At 38.8% G+C, this 20,432-nt stretch carries 19 protein-coding genes; 15 read left to right on the top strand and 4 right to left on the bottom strand.

Annotation, left to right across the window (positions count from 1 at the left end; genetic code table 11):
• The first annotated feature begins 73 nt into the window (after positions 1 to 73).
• Positions 74 to 877 (top strand): trimeric autotransporter adhesin/peptidogylcan-associated protein TpgA, encoded by an 804-nt coding sequence (tpgA, locus tag CFY84_RS10435; protein ID WP_088824291.1) that lies wholly within the window; start codon positions 74 to 76, stop codon positions 875 to 877.
• A 69-nt stretch (positions 878 to 946) separates the two neighbouring features.
• Here the strand turns inward: tpgA and CFY84_RS10430 are convergent, their stop codons facing one another.
• A complete protein-coding gene (locus tag CFY84_RS10430; protein ID WP_088824290.1) occupies positions 947 to 1,321 on the bottom strand; it encodes a diacylglycerol kinase in 375 nt (124 codons plus the stop codon).
• Positions 1,322 to 1,465: 144 nt separating this feature from the next.
• On the opposite strand from CFY84_RS10430, the gene ampD reads away from it, so the two are divergent.
• Both ampD and murJ read left to right on the top strand, forming a co-directional pair.
• The gene (gene ampD, locus CFY84_RS10425; protein ID WP_088824289.1) at positions 1,466 to 2,041 is read left to right on the top strand and encodes a 1,6-anhydro-N-acetylmuramyl-L-alanine amidase AmpD; all 576 of its coding nucleotides are present in this window, start codon (positions 1,466 to 1,468) and stop codon (positions 2,039 to 2,041) included.
• 54 nt (positions 2,042 to 2,095) lie between these two features.
• Entirely contained in the window at positions 2,096 to 3,640 is a 1,545-nt protein-coding gene (gene murJ / locus CFY84_RS10420; RefSeq protein ID WP_088824288.1) for a murein biosynthesis integral membrane protein MurJ, read from the top strand.
• 65 nt (positions 3,641 to 3,705) lie between these two features.
• Here murJ and CFY84_RS10415 read toward each other — a convergent pair whose 3' ends face one another.
• Entirely contained in the window at positions 3,706 to 4,407 is a 702-nt protein-coding gene (locus CFY84_RS10415) for an FKBP-type peptidyl-prolyl cis-trans isomerase (protein WP_407640206.1), read from the bottom strand.
• Between the two features lie 55 nt (positions 4,408 to 4,462).
• Positions 4,463 to 5,152 (bottom strand): FKBP-type peptidyl-prolyl cis-trans isomerase, encoded by a 690-nt coding sequence (locus CFY84_RS10410; protein WP_088824286.1) that lies wholly within the window; start codon positions 5,150 to 5,152, stop codon positions 4,463 to 4,465.
• A gap of 282 nt (positions 5,153 to 5,434) precedes the next feature.
• Between CFY84_RS10410 and tviB the strand changes: the two genes are divergently transcribed.
• From tviB to galE, 12 genes are all read left to right on the top strand, one after another.
• A complete protein-coding gene (gene tviB / locus CFY84_RS10405; RefSeq protein ID WP_088824285.1) occupies positions 5,435 to 6,712 on the top strand; it encodes a Vi polysaccharide biosynthesis UDP-N-acetylglucosamine C-6 dehydrogenase TviB in 1,278 nt (425 codons plus the stop codon).
• Between the two features lie 5 nt (positions 6,713 to 6,717).
• A complete protein-coding gene (locus CFY84_RS10400) occupies positions 6,718 to 7,980 on the top strand; it encodes a lipopolysaccharide biosynthesis protein (protein WP_088824284.1) in 1,263 nt (420 codons plus the stop codon).
• Positions 7,981 to 7,989: 9 nt separating this feature from the next.
• The gene (locus CFY84_RS10395; protein WP_088824283.1) at positions 7,990 to 8,952 is read left to right on the top strand and encodes a glycosyltransferase family 2 protein; all 963 of its coding nucleotides are present in this window, start codon (positions 7,990 to 7,992) and stop codon (positions 8,950 to 8,952) included.
• The gene (locus CFY84_RS10390) at positions 8,949 to 10,037 is read left to right on the top strand and encodes a glycosyltransferase family 4 protein (RefSeq protein ID WP_088824282.1); all 1,089 of its coding nucleotides are present in this window, start codon (positions 8,949 to 8,951) and stop codon (positions 10,035 to 10,037) included. Before CFY84_RS10395 ends, CFY84_RS10390 begins: the two co-directional genes overlap by 4 nt.
• Positions 10,034 to 11,137 carry a glycosyltransferase gene (locus CFY84_RS10385; RefSeq protein ID WP_088824281.1) on the top strand — a complete coding sequence of 368 codons (1,104 nt, stop codon included), beginning with the start codon at positions 10,034 to 10,036 and terminating at the stop codon, positions 11,135 to 11,137. Before CFY84_RS10390 ends, CFY84_RS10385 begins: the two co-directional genes overlap by 4 nt.
• Positions 11,134 to 12,162 carry an NAD-dependent epimerase/dehydratase family protein gene (locus CFY84_RS10380; RefSeq protein WP_088824280.1) on the top strand — a complete coding sequence of 343 codons (1,029 nt, stop codon included), beginning with the start codon at positions 11,134 to 11,136 and terminating at the stop codon, positions 12,160 to 12,162. The genes CFY84_RS10385 and CFY84_RS10380 overlap by 4 nt, the downstream gene beginning before the upstream one ends.
• Before the next feature lie 7 nt (positions 12,163 to 12,169).
• Positions 12,170 to 13,306, top strand: coding sequence for a glycosyltransferase family 4 protein (locus CFY84_RS10375; protein ID WP_088824279.1), 1,137 nt, complete (start codon positions 12,170 to 12,172; stop codon positions 13,304 to 13,306).
• A gap of 115 nt (positions 13,307 to 13,421) precedes the next feature.
• Positions 13,422 to 14,048, top strand: a complete 627-nt coding sequence (locus tag CFY84_RS10370; protein ID WP_088824278.1) for a sugar transferase — start codon at positions 13,422 to 13,424, stop codon at positions 14,046 to 14,048.
• Between the two features lie 31 nt (positions 14,049 to 14,079).
• Complete coding sequence (gene galU / locus CFY84_RS10365) at positions 14,080 to 14,964, top strand: UTP--glucose-1-phosphate uridylyltransferase GalU (RefSeq protein WP_088824277.1); 885 nt, start codon at positions 14,080 to 14,082, stop codon at positions 14,962 to 14,964.
• Positions 14,965 to 14,981: 17 nt separating this feature from the next.
• Positions 14,982 to 16,241, top strand: coding sequence for a UDP binding domain-containing protein (locus CFY84_RS10360; protein ID WP_088824276.1), 1,260 nt, complete (start codon positions 14,982 to 14,984; stop codon positions 16,239 to 16,241).
• Positions 16,238 to 17,911 (top strand): glucose-6-phosphate isomerase, encoded by a 1,674-nt coding sequence (gene pgi, locus CFY84_RS10355; protein ID WP_088824275.1) that lies wholly within the window; start codon positions 16,238 to 16,240, stop codon positions 17,909 to 17,911. The genes CFY84_RS10360 and pgi overlap by 4 nt, the downstream gene beginning before the upstream one ends.
• A complete protein-coding gene (galE, locus tag CFY84_RS10350; protein WP_088824274.1) occupies positions 17,904 to 18,926 on the top strand; it encodes a UDP-glucose 4-epimerase GalE in 1,023 nt (340 codons plus the stop codon). The genes pgi and galE overlap by 8 nt, the downstream gene beginning before the upstream one ends.
• Before the next feature lie 44 nt (positions 18,927 to 18,970).
• On the opposite strand, the gene CFY84_RS10345 is transcribed toward galE, so the two are convergent.
• A complete protein-coding gene (locus CFY84_RS10345) occupies positions 18,971 to 20,341 on the bottom strand; it encodes a phosphohexomutase domain-containing protein (protein WP_088824273.1) in 1,371 nt (456 codons plus the stop codon).
• Between the last annotated feature and the right edge of the window lie 91 nt (positions 20,342 to 20,432).

Genomic DNA, 20,432 nt, shown 5'->3' with positions numbered 1-20,432 from the left:
AAAATGAGTTGAGGAAAGTGGTTGTTACACAGTCGCTTTCCTTCCTTTTTCACTGTTTTGAGAGTGTTATAAAATGAATAAAAAATCAGCATTTTTTCTCAGTACTGCAATTGGCTTCAGTTCTTTATTATCAATTATGCCAACGTATGCTGAAAAGCCAACTTACCAAAAAGATGTCGAGTTTCCTGATGTTGAAGACAGCTATTTAAAACAAGTACCACGTTATGAACAAGGTACTGTAGCGAATTTAAGTGCAGGTTTAACCAAAGATCAATATCGTCATTTACTTGGTAATCCACAATTTAGTGAAGGTATTTTCTTTGTTAGAACATGGAATTATGTTTTAGATATTCGTGTTCCAAATACACATGACTATAAACGTTGCCAACTTAGAATTGATTTTGACAAGCATTATGTTGGTGAAAGATTGTCGTGGAAAGGCGAAGAATGTCAAGGCTTGGTCGATTGGGGGGTAAACAACCAAGCAGTTGTTGTTCCTGTGGTTGTTCCGGTTAAACAGCCACAAAATGCTTACGTGATTTTTGCATTTGACCGTTCAGATCAAAATTCAATTGAAGCTGCATCAACACCGCTGCAAGCGATTGCCGATCACATTAAAACATCCGCTGCCAATGACGTGACTATTACGGCATATACTGATCCAATTGGTTCGTATAGCTATAATCAAAAGCTGTCTGAAGCAAGAGCATATACTGTTGCACAGCAATTGGTGAATTTAGGTGTGAACCAAAACATTGTTAAAATTACAGCAGCCAATAAAACGCAGCAATTTAACCAATGTAAAGGGCAGCAACGCACTAGCCAAAATATTGCATGCCAAGCACCGAATCGCCGCGTTGTCATTGATTGGAAATAAATTGATTATAACGTTTAAATAAAAAAGGCTGCCTAACAATAGGCGGCTTTTTTTATTGAGGCTGACGTTTTAAAATAAAAGTACACCTGCCCATCCAACACAGATAATTAAAAGCGCAATCAATTGTGCAGCGCTTCCCATGTCTTTGGCAATTTTAGACAAAGGATGATGTTCTAATGAAATTCGATCAATGGCAGCTTCAATCGCTGAGTTAAACAGCTCGATAACAATTGCATTTAAACCAATAATAATGAGTAAGATATGCTCAACTTTGGAAATATCTAGACATAAACTCAGTGGAATTAAAAACACATTTAACAAAATAATTTGTCGAAAAGCCGCTTCATATTTAAAGGCACAACGCAGTCCTGAAATAGAATAGAACAATGCATTGAATATTCGTTTATACCCCGTTTTACCCTTTAATGGTGAATAGATGGTCATGACTGCCTAATCTAAAAAGTTTGGAAGAATCATAACGCTGTAATGATTAAGCCTAAATTAAGGCAAGAAGAGTTTTTTTAAATTATTTTAAAAGGTGTTATTCTCTTGCATCTTTTTGGTAGATTGCATCATAGTTGATTGACCATGGTAGTACCTTTTCAGATTCATCACGGCGTATTACAGGGCGCACGTGAGGTTCCTTCTCCTAATTTTAACCAGCGCCCAACCAATACAGAAATTCAGCTGATTGTGATACACAATATCAGTTTGCCGCCGTCTCAGTTTGGCAACCCGTATATTGAAGCGTTTTTTCAAAATAGGCTAGACTATACGGTGCACCCATATTTCCAAACATTAAAAGGATTACAAGTGTCGGCACACTTGGTCATTTTAAGAACAGGTGAGGTGATACAGTGTGTGAACTTTGCAGATCGAGCGTGGCATGCAGGGCGTTCTACCTATTTGGGTAAGCCTGAATGTAATGATTATTCGATTGGTATTGAGCTTGAAGGCAGTGATGACACTGCATTTGAACCAATACAATACGAGGTTTTGGCACATGTCGTTCAGGCCATTCAGCAAGAATACCCTAAAGCAATTCATCTTGCGGGTCATTCAGATGTGGCACCAATTCGAAAAACAGATCCAGGACCTTTTTTTGAGTGGAATCATTTTCGAACGTTGTTGAGAACAATAAAGTCAGATGCACTGACGAAATAAAGGGAATCAATTTTTTTGATTTGTATGTTATTTAAAAATAATTAGGGATAAAACATGGCGCTGTGGCGATCGACATTTGTTGTAAGTACAATGACGATGTTATCACGTGTACTTGGATTGCTTAGAGATATGGTGTTACTCACTGTATTTGGGGCAAGTAAAGAGTTTGACGTTTTTGTGGTGGCATTTCGAATTCCTAACTTTTTTAGGCGACTTTTTGCAGAAGGTGCATTCTCACAAGCATTTATTCCTGTACTGACTGAATATAAAAGCGAACGCTTGCATGCAGAAGTACAAATTTTGATTAGTCGTGTGTTTGGCTGCTTATTGGTGATGATGTCTACCATTACTTTGCTTGCCATGATTGCAGCACCTGCGATTGTGTATATATACGCACCCGGCTTTCATGATCATCCTGAAAAGTTTGCTCATGCTGTAGAGATGTTTCGTTTAACCATTCCTTATTTGCTATTCATGTCGTTAACTGCATTTGCAAGCAGTATTTTAAATAGCTATGGCTCATTTTTCAGTCCGGCATTTTCGCCAGTTCTTTTAAATATTGCCATGATTGCAGCAGCATGGTGGCTGACGCCCTATGTCGATACACCGATTATGTCATTAGGATGGGCAGTATTGATCGCCGGCTTTATTCAGTTGGCAATACAAATTCCAGAGTTGTGGCGGAAAAAGCTTTTAATTACCCCTAAAGTAGATTTTAAACATGAGGGTGTAAAAAAAATATTAAAGCTGATGTTACCTGCGTTATTTGGGGTATCGGTGACACAAATCAATCTGCTATTAAATACAGTTTGGGCATCGTTTATGCAAGATGGTTCTGTTTCATGGTTATACAGTGCTGAGCGGATGACTGAACTGCCTTTGGGTTTAATTGGTGTTGCGATTGGTACAGTCATTTTACCATCGCTGTCAGCACGTCATGCAGAACAAAACACTGAAAAATTTAAAGCTATGATTGATTGGGCTGCACGGGTCATTATTTTGGTGGGTGTACCTGCCAGTATTGCTTTATTTATGCTGTCGACCCCGATTATTCAATCCTTGTTTCAGCGCGGCGAATTTACCGTTGAAGATACCCATATGACTGCATTGGCATTGCAGTGTATGAGTGGTGGTGTATTGGCATTTATGCTGATTAAAGTATTTGCTCCAGGGTTCTATGCACAGCAAGACACCAAAACCCCTGTTCGTGTTGGATTGATTGCAGTCGCTACCAATGCCATCAGTAATGTGGTTTTAATTACGCTGTTTAAATATATTGATTGGCATGCGCCGCATATGGCATTGGCTGCATCTTCTTCTATTTCGGCACTTATGAACGCAGGCTTATTGTATTTTTATTTACACCAGCGTGGTATTTACCGTTTTGGCGGACATTGGAAAAAAATTGCAATCCAATACACCATTGCCAATTTAGCATTAATAGCAGGCTTATTGGTGGGGCTGCATTATTACCAAAGCGACTTATCACAATGGTTACGCATAGGGCAATTGATTGGATTATGCTGTATTGGTGTGATTGCTTATGTGGTGGCTTTATTCATTGCAGGATTTCGCGTGAGAGATTTACGTCACGACTAAATTTTAAAAGCCCCTAGTTTAGGGGCTTTTTAGTTCAATTTACTGATCAACAATACAATAATATGTTATTGATCCACTTTGACCAATTCAACGTCAAAAATGAGTGTGCTGTTCGGCTGAATTGCATCACCTGCACCAATGGTGCCATAACCTAGCTGTGGTGGTACAAAAAAGCGTGCTTTTCCGCCTTCTTTCATGAGCAGTAAGCCTTGTGCTAAACCAGTGACTACATCACCTACTTGCAATGTCACAGGTTGTTGACGAGCAATTGAACTGTCAAACACGGTACCGTCAATTAAGCGCCCTTCATAGTTAATGGTCACTGTGCTGGTGGGCTGTGGAGAAATGCCTTGTCCTGCTTGAAGTGTAATGTATTGCAAGCCTGTTTTTGTGGTAATAACTTGAGGCTGCTTTGCATTGTTTTCTAAAAAGGTCTGACTAATTTGTGTGTTTTTTTCTGTTTGTTGTTTTAACTCAAGAAATTCTTTGGCTTCTGCTTGTTTTTTATAGCTTGAAAGCGCTTTACCCATCTGTTCTTCTGACAAAGCAGGCTGCTGATTACGCGATGCAGCAGTTAATCCTTGGATTAACGATTCAAGGTTAATACCTTGTAATGCTTCAGAGTTATTTTTACCCAGCAAATAACCAAAGCTGTATCCTGCTTGCTCACTTAATGAACTTTGTGGATTAACAGCGGTTGGCGAAGCTGCCCATAGTGAGCTTGATAACCCAGTGACGGTAAGAGCAGCGATTAAAGTTTTATTCATTATCATCACCTGTGAATTAAAATGAAGAGTAACAAAGGTTACTCTTCATATTTTTTTATTTGACTTCGAGTAGCTCAACCTTGAAGATCAAAACGCTGTTTGCTGGGATATTACCAACATCACGGTCGCCATAACCAAGTTTTGCAGGTACATATAACATGATGCTACCACCTTCTTTAATTAAAGGTAGACCTTCAACCCAACCTGGAATGGTTGAACCTAATGGTAATTCTGCAGGCTCTTTACGGGCAAACGTGCTGTCAAATACAGTGCCATCGACCAACTTACCTTCGTAGTTCACTTTCACAGTCGAAGTTGGTGTTGCCACCTTGCCAGTACCTTCTTTGACAATCTTGTATTGCAGACCAGAAGCCGTTGTTTTAATGTCTGATTTCTTGCCATTGGTTGCAAGGAAACTTTCATTCTTTTCAGCTAAAGCTTTTGATTTTTGTTCAATCGTTTTTTGATACGCTGTAAATGCAGTTTTAATTTCTTCTTCTGTATATACAGGATCTTTATGAGACTTACCGTCTTCGATCCCTTTAGCAAGTTGCTTGGTATTAATCTCAGCAGGAAGCTGTGCGCCAAGCTGGAAGCCTTGTGCATAGCTTAAAACTTCAAGCGGATTCGTACTTTTTTGGGTTTTTACTTTTTTTTCTGCATCATCATGTTTTGAACATGCAACAGGAAGAAGTGCAATCGTGCTTAAAACTAAAGCAACCGAAACGGGTAAAACTTTACTCATGAGAACATCCTAAAATATAACACGTCATATACGCCTTAAAGAGAGCGTATTCTTTCTTTAAGGATAAGCATATAACGTATTGTATGCAAACAATATGCTTTTTGTGTGAAAGCTTAACGGATAAACAGAAAAGCAGTCATAGTGTGTTTAAAATAACGCTTTATTATTTCATTTGTTATGCACACTTTAACAAAAAAATTCATTTGAATTTCTGTTATATTAACAGCTGTATCATATGGCATGATACCTTTAAAATGATTTATGGTTAGGATGAAGCTGGATATGTTGCAACTGGATAATCTCAAAATTGCTATTGTGGGTTTAGGCTATGTGGGTCTACCTTTGGCAGTAGAATTTGGAAAAAAGGTCGCAACGCTCGGGTTTGATATCCACCAAAAAAGAATTGATGATTTACGCCGTGGTGAAGATCACACCTTAGAAACCACCTCAGATGAATTAAAACAAGCCACGCATTTGTCATTCACAACTTCAATAGATGATTTAACAGCATGTAATTTTTTTATTGTGACTGTGCCAACACCGATTGATGAATTTAAGCAGCCGGACTTAACCCCATTGATAAAAGCATCAACCAGCATTGCAAAAGTGCTTAAAAAAGGGGATGTGGTGGTATATGAGTCAACGGTTTACCCAGGTGCAACGGAAGAAGTTTGTATTCCTATTTTAGAGCAATTGTCAGGTTTAACCTTTAATCAAGATTTTTTTGCAGGCTATAGTCCTGAGCGAATTAACCCGGGTGATAAACAGCACCGTGTCACCAACATTTTAAAAATTACAGCAGGTTCGACACCAGAAATTGCAGACTATGTTGATGCAGTATATCGTTTAATTATTGAAGCAGGCACTTATCAAGCCAGCAGTATTAAAGTGGCTGAAGCGGCCAAAGTCATTGAAAACACCCAACGTGATGTCAATATTGCATTGATTAATGAGTTGGCACTTATCTTTAATAAAATGAACATTGATACAGAAGAAGTGCTCAAAGCAGCAGGGACCAAATGGAATTTTTTACCATTTCGTCCCGGTTTAGTTGGTGGGCATTGTATTGGTGTTGACCCATATTATTTAACGCATAAAGCACAAGCGATTGGTTATCACCCTGAAATTATTTTAGCAGGTCGCCGTCTAAATGACGGTATGGCAGGTTATGTCGTTACCCAGTTGGTTAAAACCATGGTGAAAAAACGCATTCAGGTTGAGGAAGCCAAAGTATTAATTTTGGGATTAAGTTTTAAAGAAAACTGTCCAGATGTTCGTAATACCAAAATTATTGATATTGTGCATGAACTGAAAGATTATCATATTGAAGTTGATGTCTATGATCCTTGGGTCGATGCCGGTGAAGTATACCAAGAGTATCAACTTGATTTAGTCAGCGAGCCGAAAAGTCATTATTATGATGCTGTGGTCATTGCTGTGGCACATCAGCAGTTTAAAACCCTTGTTCGCCAAGATATTGAAAAAATGGCAAAAGATAATTTTGTCTTATATGACCTCAAATATGTCATGCCAAAACATGATGTAGATATCCGATTATAAAATGAATGAACAAGGTCTATCGCAATTCAATTTGGATGATGTCCGAAAAATTATTGTCTATTATCGGCTTAATTTTTGTGACGTCATTTGTTGCACGCTATATCGGACCTGAAAACTTTGGGAAGCTGACCTTCGCTACATCTATTTTTGCGATTGTTCAAACGCTTGCTATGTTTGGTTCAGACAATATTATTTTTCAAAAAACCAGCAAAAACCCAAAAACAGGTGAGCGGATTATTGAAGCCACCAAATATATGCGTAATGCACTTTATGCAGTATTTGCCTCTGTGGTATTGATCTATTTATATTTTAAAGTTGACCACTTAACTTTTGTATTTTCCATTGCCTCATGCATTGCTGTGTTTTTTGCATTACATGATGTATATAGCATTTATTTTAACGCCACACTGCAATCATATTTAAATACATGGTGTAATGTCGTAGCCATTTTAATGAGCTTACTTGTGCGTTATGGAATTGCTTATTTTGAGTTGCCAGTCAGCTATTTAAGTGTTCCGATTGTGCTAGTGACACTTGTTCCTTATGTATTAAGACGTTATTTATTTGCACAAAGAAAAGTGACACCAACGCAATCTGTGCAGTATAAAATTAAAAAATATCAAGGTTATATGCTTGGCGTTGGGCGAAAACTTGTTTTATATAGCTTGTCGGTTGCAATTTTTACTAAAACCTCGCAGTTGTTTTTAGGCTTATCATCTCAGCATGACTTGGGTGTATATACTGTTGCAATGACCTTAGGTGGTAGCTTTTATTTTGTCTTAAATGCTTTAATTTCATCATTTTTAACGCAAATTTATGCAGAAAATGACCTTCAGCGCAGCCAGAAAATGGTGGCTCAACTCAATACCTTAGTGGCATGTGTTGCGTTGTCTGCCTTAGGTTTTTTTGCGCTTTTTGGTCAGCACATTGTGCATTGGTTATATGGGCAAGCTTATGACCAAGTGAACCAAATTTTATTGCTTGCAGTCGTTGTCACTTTATTTTCAGGACTATCGACTGTTGCGGAAAAATACCTTATTAAATTCAATGCCTATGATTATTTGCATAAAAAAACCTTAATATTAGTCTTGTTTAACCTTGGCTTAACAGCAACAGCAATCCATTATTATGGTTTACATGGGGCAATTTTTGCCATTTTATGTACCGAATTGATGTCTTTAACGGTCTTTAATTACTTTTATAAACACGGTTTGATTTGGGATACTCATCTTCGCATGTTTAAACCATCAACCTATACACGGTCATAGGTGATCATCATGCTGTTAAGTTTAATCATTCCTGTATATCGTGTTGAAAAGTATATTCAAACTTGTTTAAACAGTGTGTTATCACAGTTGCCTGCTCATGGTGTAGAGGTCATTATAGTGAATGATGGTACGCCTGATCATTCCATGGCTATGGCAGAAGCACTGATTGCAGATTACCCACATCTTGCTGAACATATTGTGTGTTTACATCAAGATAACCAAGGTTTAAGTGCTGCGCGAAATACAGGAATTGAGCAGGCACGCGGACAATATTTGGCATTTTTAGACTCGGATGACACATTAAAAGAAGATTATATTGCTCAGATTTTAAAGGTATTACAGCAACATCCTCATCTTGATCTAATCCAATTTCGTGCAGAACGCATCAATGATGAAGGTGACACGTCCCCATTTTTGTCTGCATTGCCATATTCAGGCTTAAAATTATTAAATTCTGACATTTTATTAGATATTTTTAACCGTTCAGCATGGTTTTCTTGGCTGAGGGTGTATCACAAAGACTTATTTGCCACATTGAGATTTCCTGTCGGACGTAATTATGAAGATGCATACACCACACCATTTTTGTTTTTAAAATCGAAATCTATTTACTTTATCGATGATGTGTTACTGCAATATCGGATCAATCACACCGGAATTACAGCCACTAAATCGACTAAAAATATTGATGATTTAGGGCAAGGTGCCTTACATTATTTAGACTATGTTGAACAATATCCTTTATTTACGCCAACATTAATGGCAATTAGCCAATCTTATATTAATGACAGCTTACGTGCTGAAGGTTATGCTAAAGCACAGCAGCGTTGGGATACTTTAAAACAGCACATTCAACAAAAGAAGATTCAAGAAGACCTTATTTTAAATCGTGGTAATCGCTTATTTTATCGCTTTGGGCTGAAATTCTTGTTGGCAGATCGCATGCTGCGTCAGTTGGGCTTAAAAAAATGAGTCAAAATATTTGCTTTTTTGTAGGCAATCTTAATCTTGCAGGTGGGACTGAACGTGCAACCACATTGATTGCCAATGGATTAGCAACACTTGATAAAAATGTGTTTATTCTCAATGTGTATGGGGGCGAACAGCCATTTTTCCCTGTGAATGATGTAATTCATCTTCATGCTTTATTTCAGCAGAAAGTGTCTATGAAAAAGCATGCGTTGGCAGCCATGTGGAAAATTAGGCAGTTTGTACAACAGCATCAGATACAGCATTTTATTGTGGTTGATAGTATTTCTTATGTATTTGCTTATCCTGCATTGCTAGGCTTAAACATACAGCAGATTTGTTGGGAGCATTTTAGTTTTGATGTTGACCTCGGTCAGCGTTTTCGCCGTTTTGGGCGTTTACTTGCTGCCAAATACAGCGATGCTGTCGTGACATTAACCGAACATGATCGCAGCCAATGGCAAGACAATATTGCATCATTACAAGCAAAAATTGTTGCGATTCCAAATGCAGTACCATTTCCTATTCAAGCGACTGTGCCATCACAGCAGCACAAAACAGTACTTAGCATTGGTCGATTACGACATGAAAAAGGCTTCGATTTATTAATCCAAGCATGGCAGCAGGTTCATGCACAGTATCCTGATTGGAGGTTGGTGATTGTTGGTGATGGCGATGAAAAATCAAACTTACAACAGCAAGTTGAATCGCTTAATCTGACCAACAGCATTCAGTTACATGCTGCTACAGCAGATTTAAGCCCTTGTTATGCAGCAGCTTCAATCTATGCATTAAGTTCACGTTCAGAAGGTTTTGGCTTGGTTTTGTTAGAAGCTTTGGCGTTTGGTTTACCTGTAGTGGCTTCACGTTGCATTGGTCCAAATGAGGTATTGGGGAGCACTGAAAACAGTTTGGTGGAACCTGATCATGTATCACAGCTTGCAGCCGCGTTAATCTCGACCATTGCATTGCCTTTAGCGAGCTATCAGCAACGTGTTTCTGACAACAAACACCATGCAACGCAGTATTTGCCTGAACATATTTTACAGCAGTGGTTGGCACTTTTTGCTGTAGGTAAACGATCATGAAAGTATTGTTGGTGATTACAGGTTTAGGTGTTGGCGGTGCTGAACATATGGTCATTGGTTTGGCGAATCAACTGATTCATGCAGGGCATCAGGTAGATATTGCCTATTTAAAAGGGCAACCTCAACTGTATATCAATCCAAAGATTAAACTGATTCATTTGGGTTTAGACCATGCTTTCACCTTACCTCGTGCAGTAAAACGATTAAGACAACATATCAAGCACGGTCAATATGATGTCGTTCATGCACATCTATTCCATGCTATTTTGATCAGTCGAGCGGTGCGATGGCTTGAACACTTTTATTTGATTTCTACTGCGCATAGTAAAGCCATTGGTGGTCAAGCACGTGCATGGTTATACCGTCTGACGGACCACTTATCGGATCTGAATACCAATGTCAGCCACGAAGCCACAGCCCATTTTATTGCTGAGCAAGCGTTTTCAGCAGGGCAGAGCACAACGGTTGTTAATGGCATTGATACAACGCATTTTTGTTTTTCTGAACAGCAACGTGTTGCGATGCGTACACAATATAATATCGGCTCAGCACCTGTGGTGATCGCAATTGGTCGTTTTAATGCAGCCAAAGATTATCCAAATTTATTACGTGCCTTTGCGGAAGTAAAATGTACACATCATGATGCACAACTTTATATTATTGGTGATGGCGAGTTACGTGCTGAGATTGAGCAATTGGTGATTCAACTTGAGTTGTCAGGTACAGTGTTTTTAATGGGTATTCAGCATAACATTACCGAGTGGCTGTGTATGGCAGATCTTTTGGTCTTGTCTTCTGCGTGGGAAGGGTTTGGTTTGGTGGTGGCTGAAGCCATGAGTTGTGAGCGCATGGTGGTTGCTACAGATTGCGGTGGTGTGAAAGAGGTGATGGGTAATTTAGACTTTTTGGTGCCACCTCAGCAATCACAGGCACTTGCTGCAAAAATTAATCATGCATTGCAATTGCCAAAAGATGAGCGCTTGGCCATTGGCAAACGAAATAGATTACACATTCAAACCCATTATAGTGCTGAAGCGGCTTTACAACAGTGGCTCGGTCATTATCAATATGCAATACAACAAAACGTGAGTAGAACATGACAAAATATCAAACATGCTGTGATTATCTTACTCAACACCCTTCAACTTGGTTAATCACTGGTGTTGCAGGTTTTATTGGTTCCAATTTATTAGAAAAATTACTTCATCTTCAACAACGTGTAGTGGGTCTTGATAACTTCGCAACAGGTTTTCAATCTAATTTAGATGAAGTACAAGCCAATGTATCCCCTGAGCTGTGGAAAAATTTCACTTTTATTCAAGGGGATATTCGTGATTTAAACGATTGTCACCAGGCCTGCCAAGGTGTGGATTATGTACTCCATCAAGCTGCATTAGGGTCTGTGCCACGTTCTATTGATGATCCTATTGCCACCAATCAAACCAATATTGATGGTTTTTTAAATATGTTGGTGGCTGCCAATCAAGCACATGTTAAAAATGTAGTTTATGCTGCCAGCAGTTCAACTTATGGCGATCATCCTGCGTTACCAAAAGTTGAAGCACATATTGGCAACCCATTGTCACCATACGCGGTCACCAAATATGTAAATGAGCTATATGCCAGTGTATTTCAGCGCAGCTATGGTTTAAACAGCATTGGATTACGCTATTTTAATATTTTCGGGCCACGCCAAACGCCTGAAGGTGCATATGCTGCTGTGATTCCCAAGTGGGCTGCAGCAATGATTGCAGGACAAGCTGTTTTAATTAACGGCGATGGCACCACCAGCCGAGATTTTAATTTTGTAGCAAATGCAGTTCAAGCCAATATCCTTGCTGCTGTTACCGATGACAAAGCAGCATTAAACCAAATTTATAATGTTGCTGTAGGTGGTCGAACAGATTTAAATCAACTGTTTAAATTGTTGACTGAAACCTTAGCGAGCAGTGGCGTACAGTATACACAGCCTGCTCAATATCGTGATTTTCGCGCAGGTGATGTATTACATTCGCAAGCTGATATTTCTAAAATTCAGCAGCATTTAGGTTATGTGCCTGAATTTGATATTGTGCAAGGCATTCAACAAGCGATGCCTTGGTATCTTTCTCACTTGTCTGGTTAATAGATGTATGCCACGTTTTTGTATTATTTCAAATGATTTGTACACTGTGTCTAATTTACGCGGTGACTTATTACATGCTTTGGCTGAGCAGGGTTGGGAAATTCATATTCTTGTTCCCAACCGTACAGACTACCCCGCAATTGAAGCTGCATTTGTAGCGCAGCAGTTTTATATACATGACTACGCTTTGCAAAAATCAGGTACTCATCCGTGGCATGAATTAAAAACCATCCAAAGTTTATATCGGCAATTGAAACACATTCAGCCAAACCGGGTTTTAAGCTATACCATTAAACCTGCCATGTATGGCACCTTAGCTGCCTATTATGCAGGTGTTCCTGCACGTTATATTTTACTCAGTGGATTGGGCTTTGCATTTCAAAGTCAGCATCGTGGTGCATTCAAATATATTAAATATGCATTTGACCGTGTATTTGCCTATGCATTAACAAAAGCAACACGCGTCATTTTTCAAAATAGTGATGACTTGGCTTTAATCCAGCAGTTGGGCTTATTGAAAAATACACCCACAGGCGTGGTCAATGGTTCAGGTGTAAATTTAGATCGCTTTAAGCGAATGCCGCTGATTGAGAACACTCAGCAGCAACCAGCCAGCATTTTTGTTATGGTGGCACGTTTACTCAAAGACAAAGGCATTTACGAGTATATTCAGGCAGTTCAACAGATTAAATCTCGTCATCCTGAGGCGGTATTTCATTTGGTGGGCTGGATTGATGACAATCCAGAAGCAATTTCAAAGCACGTGCTTGATGAATGGATTACTGCGGGACTCATCGAATATTGGGGGCGAGTTGATGATGTTCGTCCGATCATTGCCAAAGCCAATGTTATGGTTTTACCTTCTTATCGAGAAGGAACGCCACGTTCGGTATTAGAAGCAATGGCAATGGGACGTGCTGTGATTACGACAGATGCACCAGGTTGCCGAGAAACCATTGTTGATGGAAAAAATGGTTATCAAGTCAAAGTTGCATCTGTAACAGCCTTAACTGATGCCATGCAGAAAATAATTGATACACCATCTGATCTCAGATTCATGAGTGATTTTTCATATGACATGGTGTGTCAGCGTTATGATGTTCATAAAGTGAATCAGGAAATGATTGATTTAATGTCAAATTGATATTGAGTTCAATGAGATAAATTGAATCATGTACCAGATGATTTTATTTGTCATGGACTGACGTATAATAAGCAGTAGATAGATATGATCTGCTAGCGTGATTGGAATAGATGGTATGTTTAAACGGTTGATTGATATTATAATTGCGTCTCTTGCATTTCTTATTTTGTTGCCTGTTTTTTTGTATGTGACTTATAAAGTGAAAAAAAATATGGGGTCACCAGTATTTTTCTATCAAGAACGTCCTGGCAAAAACGGCAAGCTATTTAAAATGATTAAGTTTAGATCAATGAAAGATGCCTATGATCAAGATGGTAATGCTTTGCCTGATGATGCACGGATCACACCATTTGGACAAAAGCTGAGATCGACAAGTTTAGATGAAATGCCACAGCTGATTAACGTCATTAAAGGTGATATGAGTGTGGTGGGGCCACGCCCAATGCTCAAAGAATTTGTCAGTTTGTATTCAGAAGAACAAGCGCGCCGTTTGCATGTCCGCCCTGGTATGACTGGGCTTGCGCAAATTAGTGGCCGAAATGAATTAGATTATGAAGAACGATTTCGATTAGATGTATGGTATGTTGATCATCGAAATCTATTGATTGATTTCAAAATTATGTTTAAAACAGTATGGGTCATGTCTAAGAAAGAGGGTGTCAATGCACCAGGCCATGTTGGGCCATCATTGTTTAAAGGCAATAATACAAATCAGTCATCTGAAAAAAAGCATGAACTATAATTTGAAACTAAATAAGCAAAGTTGAGCTGTTATGATTAAAAAAGCTATTCTTCCTGTTGCAGGGTTAGGAACACGATTTTTACCAGCCAGTAAGTCAATACCCAAAGAAATGGTAACGGTGGTCGACCGACCAGCCATCGAGTATGTTGTTAAAGAGGCTGTTGCAGCAGGAATTAAACAAATTATTTTAGTCACGCATAGTTCAAAAGCATCGATTGAAAACTATTTTGACCGTAATTTTGAATTAGAAACCACTCTTGAAAAGAAGAATAAAATTGAATTATTAAATGCCATTCAACATATTGTCCCAAGTGATGTATCTATTGTAAGTGTAAGACAGCCTCAGCCTTTAGGGCTTGGACATGCTGTACTCTGTGCTAAAGACATTGTCGGTGATGATGACTTTGCCGTTTTATTGCCTGATGTTTTGGTTAAAGAAAAGCATGCCACAGACAGCAGCAATGACTTATCACATATGATTGAACGTTTTAGACAAACGCATGCAGCACAAATTATGGTCGAAGCTGTGCCAGAAGATTTAGTGGATCAGTATGGAATTGTTGATGTCACCACCACACCTGAGATTGGTCAAAGTGTGAAAATGACAGGGATTGTTGAAAAGCCAGCCATTGGTGCAGCACCTAGTAATTTATCCGTGATTGGTCGTTATATTTTACCCGCACGCATCATGCAAATTTTACAAACGACACCTAAAGGTGCAGGCAATGAAATTCAGCTTACAGATGCGATTGCAGCGTTGCAACAAGAAGCAACTGTTGAAGCATTTCGTATGCAAGGGCAGACATTTGACTGTGGCAGTAAGCTTGGTTATCTAAAAGCTGTATTACATTATGGTGTAGAGCACGCCACATTAGGCCAAGATTTTAAAGCATTAATCCAAGAACTTAATTTATAATAAAAAAAGGGGTCGTCATGAAAATTGCTGTCTATGGAGCAACATTACATGCAGGCGTCATGGCAAGTTTATTTGCAGAATATGGGCATCAAGTGTATTGGTGCCAGTATTTTGTAGAGACCAACAGTTGCTTAATTGAATATCAAGATAAATCCGTTAATGATTTAATTTATAAACAGTCACTCAAACAAAGCTTGGTTATTTGTCAGGCAGACCATATTCCTACAGATGTAGATGCTTACTTTTTGGCATTAAACTCACATGAATATGATTTGGCCAAAAACGTATTAGAAGATCTCCAACACAAGCCTATTATTCACCCTAAACTAATCATTAATGGGTCAAGTTTTGGGTTAGAAGGAACTAAAAAATTACAAAAATATGCACCGAAAGATGAGTGGTGCTATTTACCAGACATGGTACAAGAAGCTAATGTATTCGATAGCGTAACCAAGGTCACGCATATTGTGGTTGGTGCTGAAACACCACATGCGAAGTATAAAATTAAAGAAATTTTACGTCCATTTTATAATGCCAACCATGCTTATTTGTTCATGCCGATTTTAGATGCTGAATTTACTAAACTCAGTGTGTCAGGCATGTTAGCAACTCGTATTAGTTATATGAATGATTTGGCCCAAGTGGCTGAAAAGTTAAACATTGATATTGCCAATGTCAGATTAGGTTTAGGTGCGGATTCTCGTATTGGATCAACCTATTTGGCACCAGGTATTGGCTTTGGTGGTGAAAATTTCTCTCAAGATATTATTACCTTAACCAAAACCATCAATGAGCTGGGCATTAAAAGTGATTTGCTTGAACAAGTTTGGGCAATTAATGAGCAGCAAAAAGAGTTACTCTTTCGCAAATTATGGAATTATTATCAATGTGACTTAAAAGGGAAAGTCGTTGCGATTTGGGGCGCTTCTTTTAAAGAGGGGACACCACGAATTAATTTTTCACCTGTGCATACCATGTTAGATGCACTGTGGGCACAAGGGGTTATTGTTAAATTGCACGATCCTGAAGCATTGCCACTAATTGCTGAAAAATATGGTAAACGTGATGATTTAATTTTATGTGAAGATCGGTATGACGCAGTACATGGTGCAGATGCATTATGTTTATTGACGGCATGGAAAGAATATTTAAGTTTAGATTACAAACGTCTCCAAGAACGGATGAGCCATCCTTTAATTTTAGATGGACGTAATGTATATGATGCAAACTATGTGAAGTCACAAGGTTTTGCATATGAAGGAGTAGGACGAATATGAGCGACAGTACAATTACCCGCTTTCCAAAAAATAAAACAACAGCTCACTATAAACTAAAAAATTTATCACAAGATATTGAAAAAATACATTTAAATGAATTATTTCAACAAAATGACAATCGTTTTAAAGCATTTTCATTGTCATTTGACGGCTTAACTTTTGATTATAGTAAGCAGCGTATTAATGCAGATGTATTGAAACAGCTGATTGCATTTGCCAATGAGCAGCAGTTATCGACATGGATTGGTAAACTGTTCTCAGAACAAACCATTAACTATACTGAACAGCGTGCAGCGATGCATTGGGCGCTGAGATTGCCACAATCTGACCAACGCCATCCTAAACTTGCAGATCAAGTTCATGAGCAACTTGAAAAAATGTACGCGTTGGTTCGAAAAATTCATCAAGGGCATTACCGTGGTTCAACAGGTGAAGTGATTCAAGATGTGGTTAACATTGGCGTTGGCGGTTCAGACCTTGGACCATTAATGGCAAGCCATGCACTGTCAGATTTTAAAGTGCAAACCAAAACACCATTAAAAATTCACTTTGTATCGACCATGGATGGCAGTCAGTTATGTGACTTGCTCCATCAGTTACGCCCTGAAACAACTTTATTTATTGTCTCTTCAAAATCATTTGGCACCATTGATACCTTGTCAAATGCGCAAACAGCACGTATTTGGTTAGAGCGTGCTTTAGGCAAGCAAGACAAAGTGATCAAAAGCCATTTTATTGGTGTTTCGACAAAACCTGAGAAGATGTCAGCATGGGGAATCCATCCAGACAACCAATTTAAATTATGGGATTGGGTCGGTGGTCGTTACTCATTGTGGTCATGCATTGGCTTACCGATTGCTTTAACGGTTGGGGTTGAGGAGTTTAAATCCTTTTTGGCGGGTGCATATGCCATTGATGAGCATTTCCAACATGCGCCATTTGAAAAAAATATTCCTGTGTTATTGGGCTTATTGGGTGTTTGGAACACCAATTTCCTGAACATGCAAACCCATGCTGTATTGCCATATGATGGACGTTTAAAATACTTTGCATCGTATTTACAACAACTCGAAATGGAATCTAATGGGAAATCGACACAGCGAAATGGTCAGAAAACATTAGAAAGTACATGCCCAATTGTATGGGGCGAAGTTGGTCCGAATGCGCAGCATGCTTTTTATCAGCTTTTGCACCAAGGAACGCATGATGTAAGCTGTGATTTTATTGCACCGATCAAACGCTATAATGCAGAGCATTTTACTTATGCACAAAATGCAGAATCTTTAATTGTTCAGCATCACTTGGCATTGTCTAACTGTTTAGCACAGTCACGTTTATTGGCATTTGGTAATGATGTGTTGGCACAAGATGAAATCAATCACTTACCTGCTTATAAACAGTATGAAGGGAACCGCCCGAGTACCATGATGCTGATTGATGAGTTAAACCCATATAATTTAGGTATGCTGATTGCGTTATACGAGCACAAAGTATTTGTACAATCAGTAATTTGGAACATTAATCCATTTGATCAATGGGGTGTTGAAAAAGGTAAAGAGATTGCCAATCAGCTTTTACCTGTGCTTAATCGTGCAACAGATGATTTGTCTTCATTTGATGATTCAACACGTGGATTACTCGAAATCTTGTTAGGAAATCAGCATGTCTAATGTACTTGTGACCGGTGGCGCAGGTTTTATCGGTTCACATACATGTTTAGTTTTATTAGAAGCAGGTCACCAAGTGGTGGTGGTCGATAATTTATCTAATAGTTCTATTGTTTCTTTACAGCGTGTAGAAGCTTTAACAGAGCATAGCTTGGTTTTTATTGAAGCAGATATTCGTGATGAAGATCAGATGTATGACATTTTGCAGCAACATCATATTGATGCTGTGATTCACTTTGCAGGCTTAAAGGCAGTGGGCGAAAGCCAAAAATTTCCGCTGTCGTACTTTGAGCATAATGTTGCAGGCAGTGTGAGTTTATTCAATGCCATGCAAAAAGCACAGGTGTTTCAGTTGGTGTTTAGTTCATCAGCAACAGTATATGGTGATGATCATGCATCACCACTTCAAGAAAGTATGCCAACAGGTACGCCTAATAACAATTATGGTTATACCAAATTGGTGGTTGAGCAGATGTTACAGCGTTTAGCAGTCTCTGATTCACAATGGTCTATTGCATTATTACGTTATTTTAACCCTGTTGGCGCACATCCAAGCGGTCAAATTGGGGAAGATCCACAAGGTATTCCCAACAATTTAATGCCTTATGTGACCCAAGTTGCTGTAGGAACACGTGAAAAATTGGCTATTTTTGGGCAGGATTATGACACTGTTGATGGGACAGGGGTTCGTGATTATATTCATGTCATGGATTTAGCAAATGCGCATGTATGTGCATTAAATAACCGTGCTCAGCATACAGGCTGTCGTGCTTGGAACATTGGTACAGGTCGTGGCTATTCAGTGCTCGAAATTAAAAATGCATTTGAAAAAGTCAATTCAGTGGTTATTCCATTTGAATTTGTTGCACGCCGAGCAGGGGATGTGGCCACTTGTTTTTCAGATCATACCCGTGCAGTGAATGAGTTGAAGTGGCAGCCTCAGTATGAATTAGACGATATGCTGAAACACAGTTGGCATTGGCAAAAAAATAACCCTCAAGGTTACCGAAGTAAATAAAAAAACTCAGCCCAAGGGCTGAGTTTTTTTATGAGATAAGCTGCTTATGCTGTGATTAATTTTGAAACTTCATCCACATAAGACTCAAGCGATCGAGTGGCTTGGTCTGCACGGAGCTCAATATTTAAACGTAATAATGGTTCTGTATTTGATGCACGAATATTGACTCGCCATGCTCCAAAATCCAAACTTACGCCGTCAGTTTTATCAATTTCAGGTTTTTGATCTGCATAATGATCAAAAATGCGCTGAATCACCGTTTGTGTATCTGCCACTTTAAAGTTGATTTCACCACTGCATGGAAATTTTGCAATCATATCTTCAACCAATGAAGATAAAGATTGTTTGGTCTCAGACAGTAATGCGGCAACCAACAGCCAAGGAATCATGCCGCTATCGCAATAAGCAAAATCTCTAAAGTAATGGTGTGCGCTCATTTCGCCACCATAAACTGCATTTTGCTCACGCATGATTTGTTTGATAAATGCATGTCCTGATTTAGACTGAACCGTTGTGCCTTGGTATTTTTCAACCACATCTAACGTATTCCATACTAAGCGTGGATCATGAACAATTTTTTCGCCAGGTTGTTGAATTAAAAATGCTTGGGCAAGCAATCCAACAATATAATAGCCTTCAATAAATTGTCCTTTTTCATCAAACAAGAAGCAGCGGTCAAAGTCGCCATCCCATGCAATCCCGAAGTCGGCTTGATGTTCAAGTACAGCTTCTGATGTACTAGCGCGGTTTTCCACAAGCAATGGGTTAGGAATCCCATTAGGGAAGCTACCATCAGCCTCATGATGAACTTTAATAAACTCAACAGGCACATTTAATTGCTTAAATTGTGCTTCTAGGGCATCGATCACATGACCTGCTGCACCATTACCTGAATTCACCACCAATTTTAAAGGTTGAATGCGTTCAGGCTGAATGTATGTCAGCAAATGTGTCACAAATTCAGGCAAAATATTATAAGGCGTTGTTGTCCCTTTGGTGGTTACAGGAGCAAATTGATTGCTTTCTGCCAATGCTTGAATTTCTTTTAAGCCAGTGTCTGCACTGATTGGACGTGCATTTTCTCGAACCAATTTCATACCATTATAATCCATTGGATTATGGCTTGCTGTGACTTCAATACCACCTTGTACATCTAAATGAAATGCACCAAAGTACACTTCTTCTGTGCCTGTCATGCCTAAATCAAGGACATTGACACCTGCATCATTTAATCCTTCAATTGTAGCTTTTTTTAAACTTTCACTACTTAATCGGACATCGCAACCAACAACAATGGTTTTGGGTTGGTAAATTTGACCGTAAGCACGACCTACTTTATAGGCAATTTCTTCGTTTAATTCCGTTTCTAATTTGCCTCGAATATCATAGGCTTTAAAACAAGTTAGTGTTGTCATAGATTTCTATATTTATACTATTGGCTAACGAAATTTGATTATAGCGAGCATTTGAATAATTGTAAGTAGTGAATAAAAAACATTAAAATTT

Source organism: Acinetobacter apis (assembly GCF_900197575.1).
GTDB lineage: Bacteria > Pseudomonadota > Gammaproteobacteria > Pseudomonadales > Moraxellaceae > Acinetobacter > Acinetobacter apis.
The sequence above is the reverse complement of the archived record's forward strand: the minus strand, read 5'-3'. Positions and strand labels throughout refer to the sequence as shown.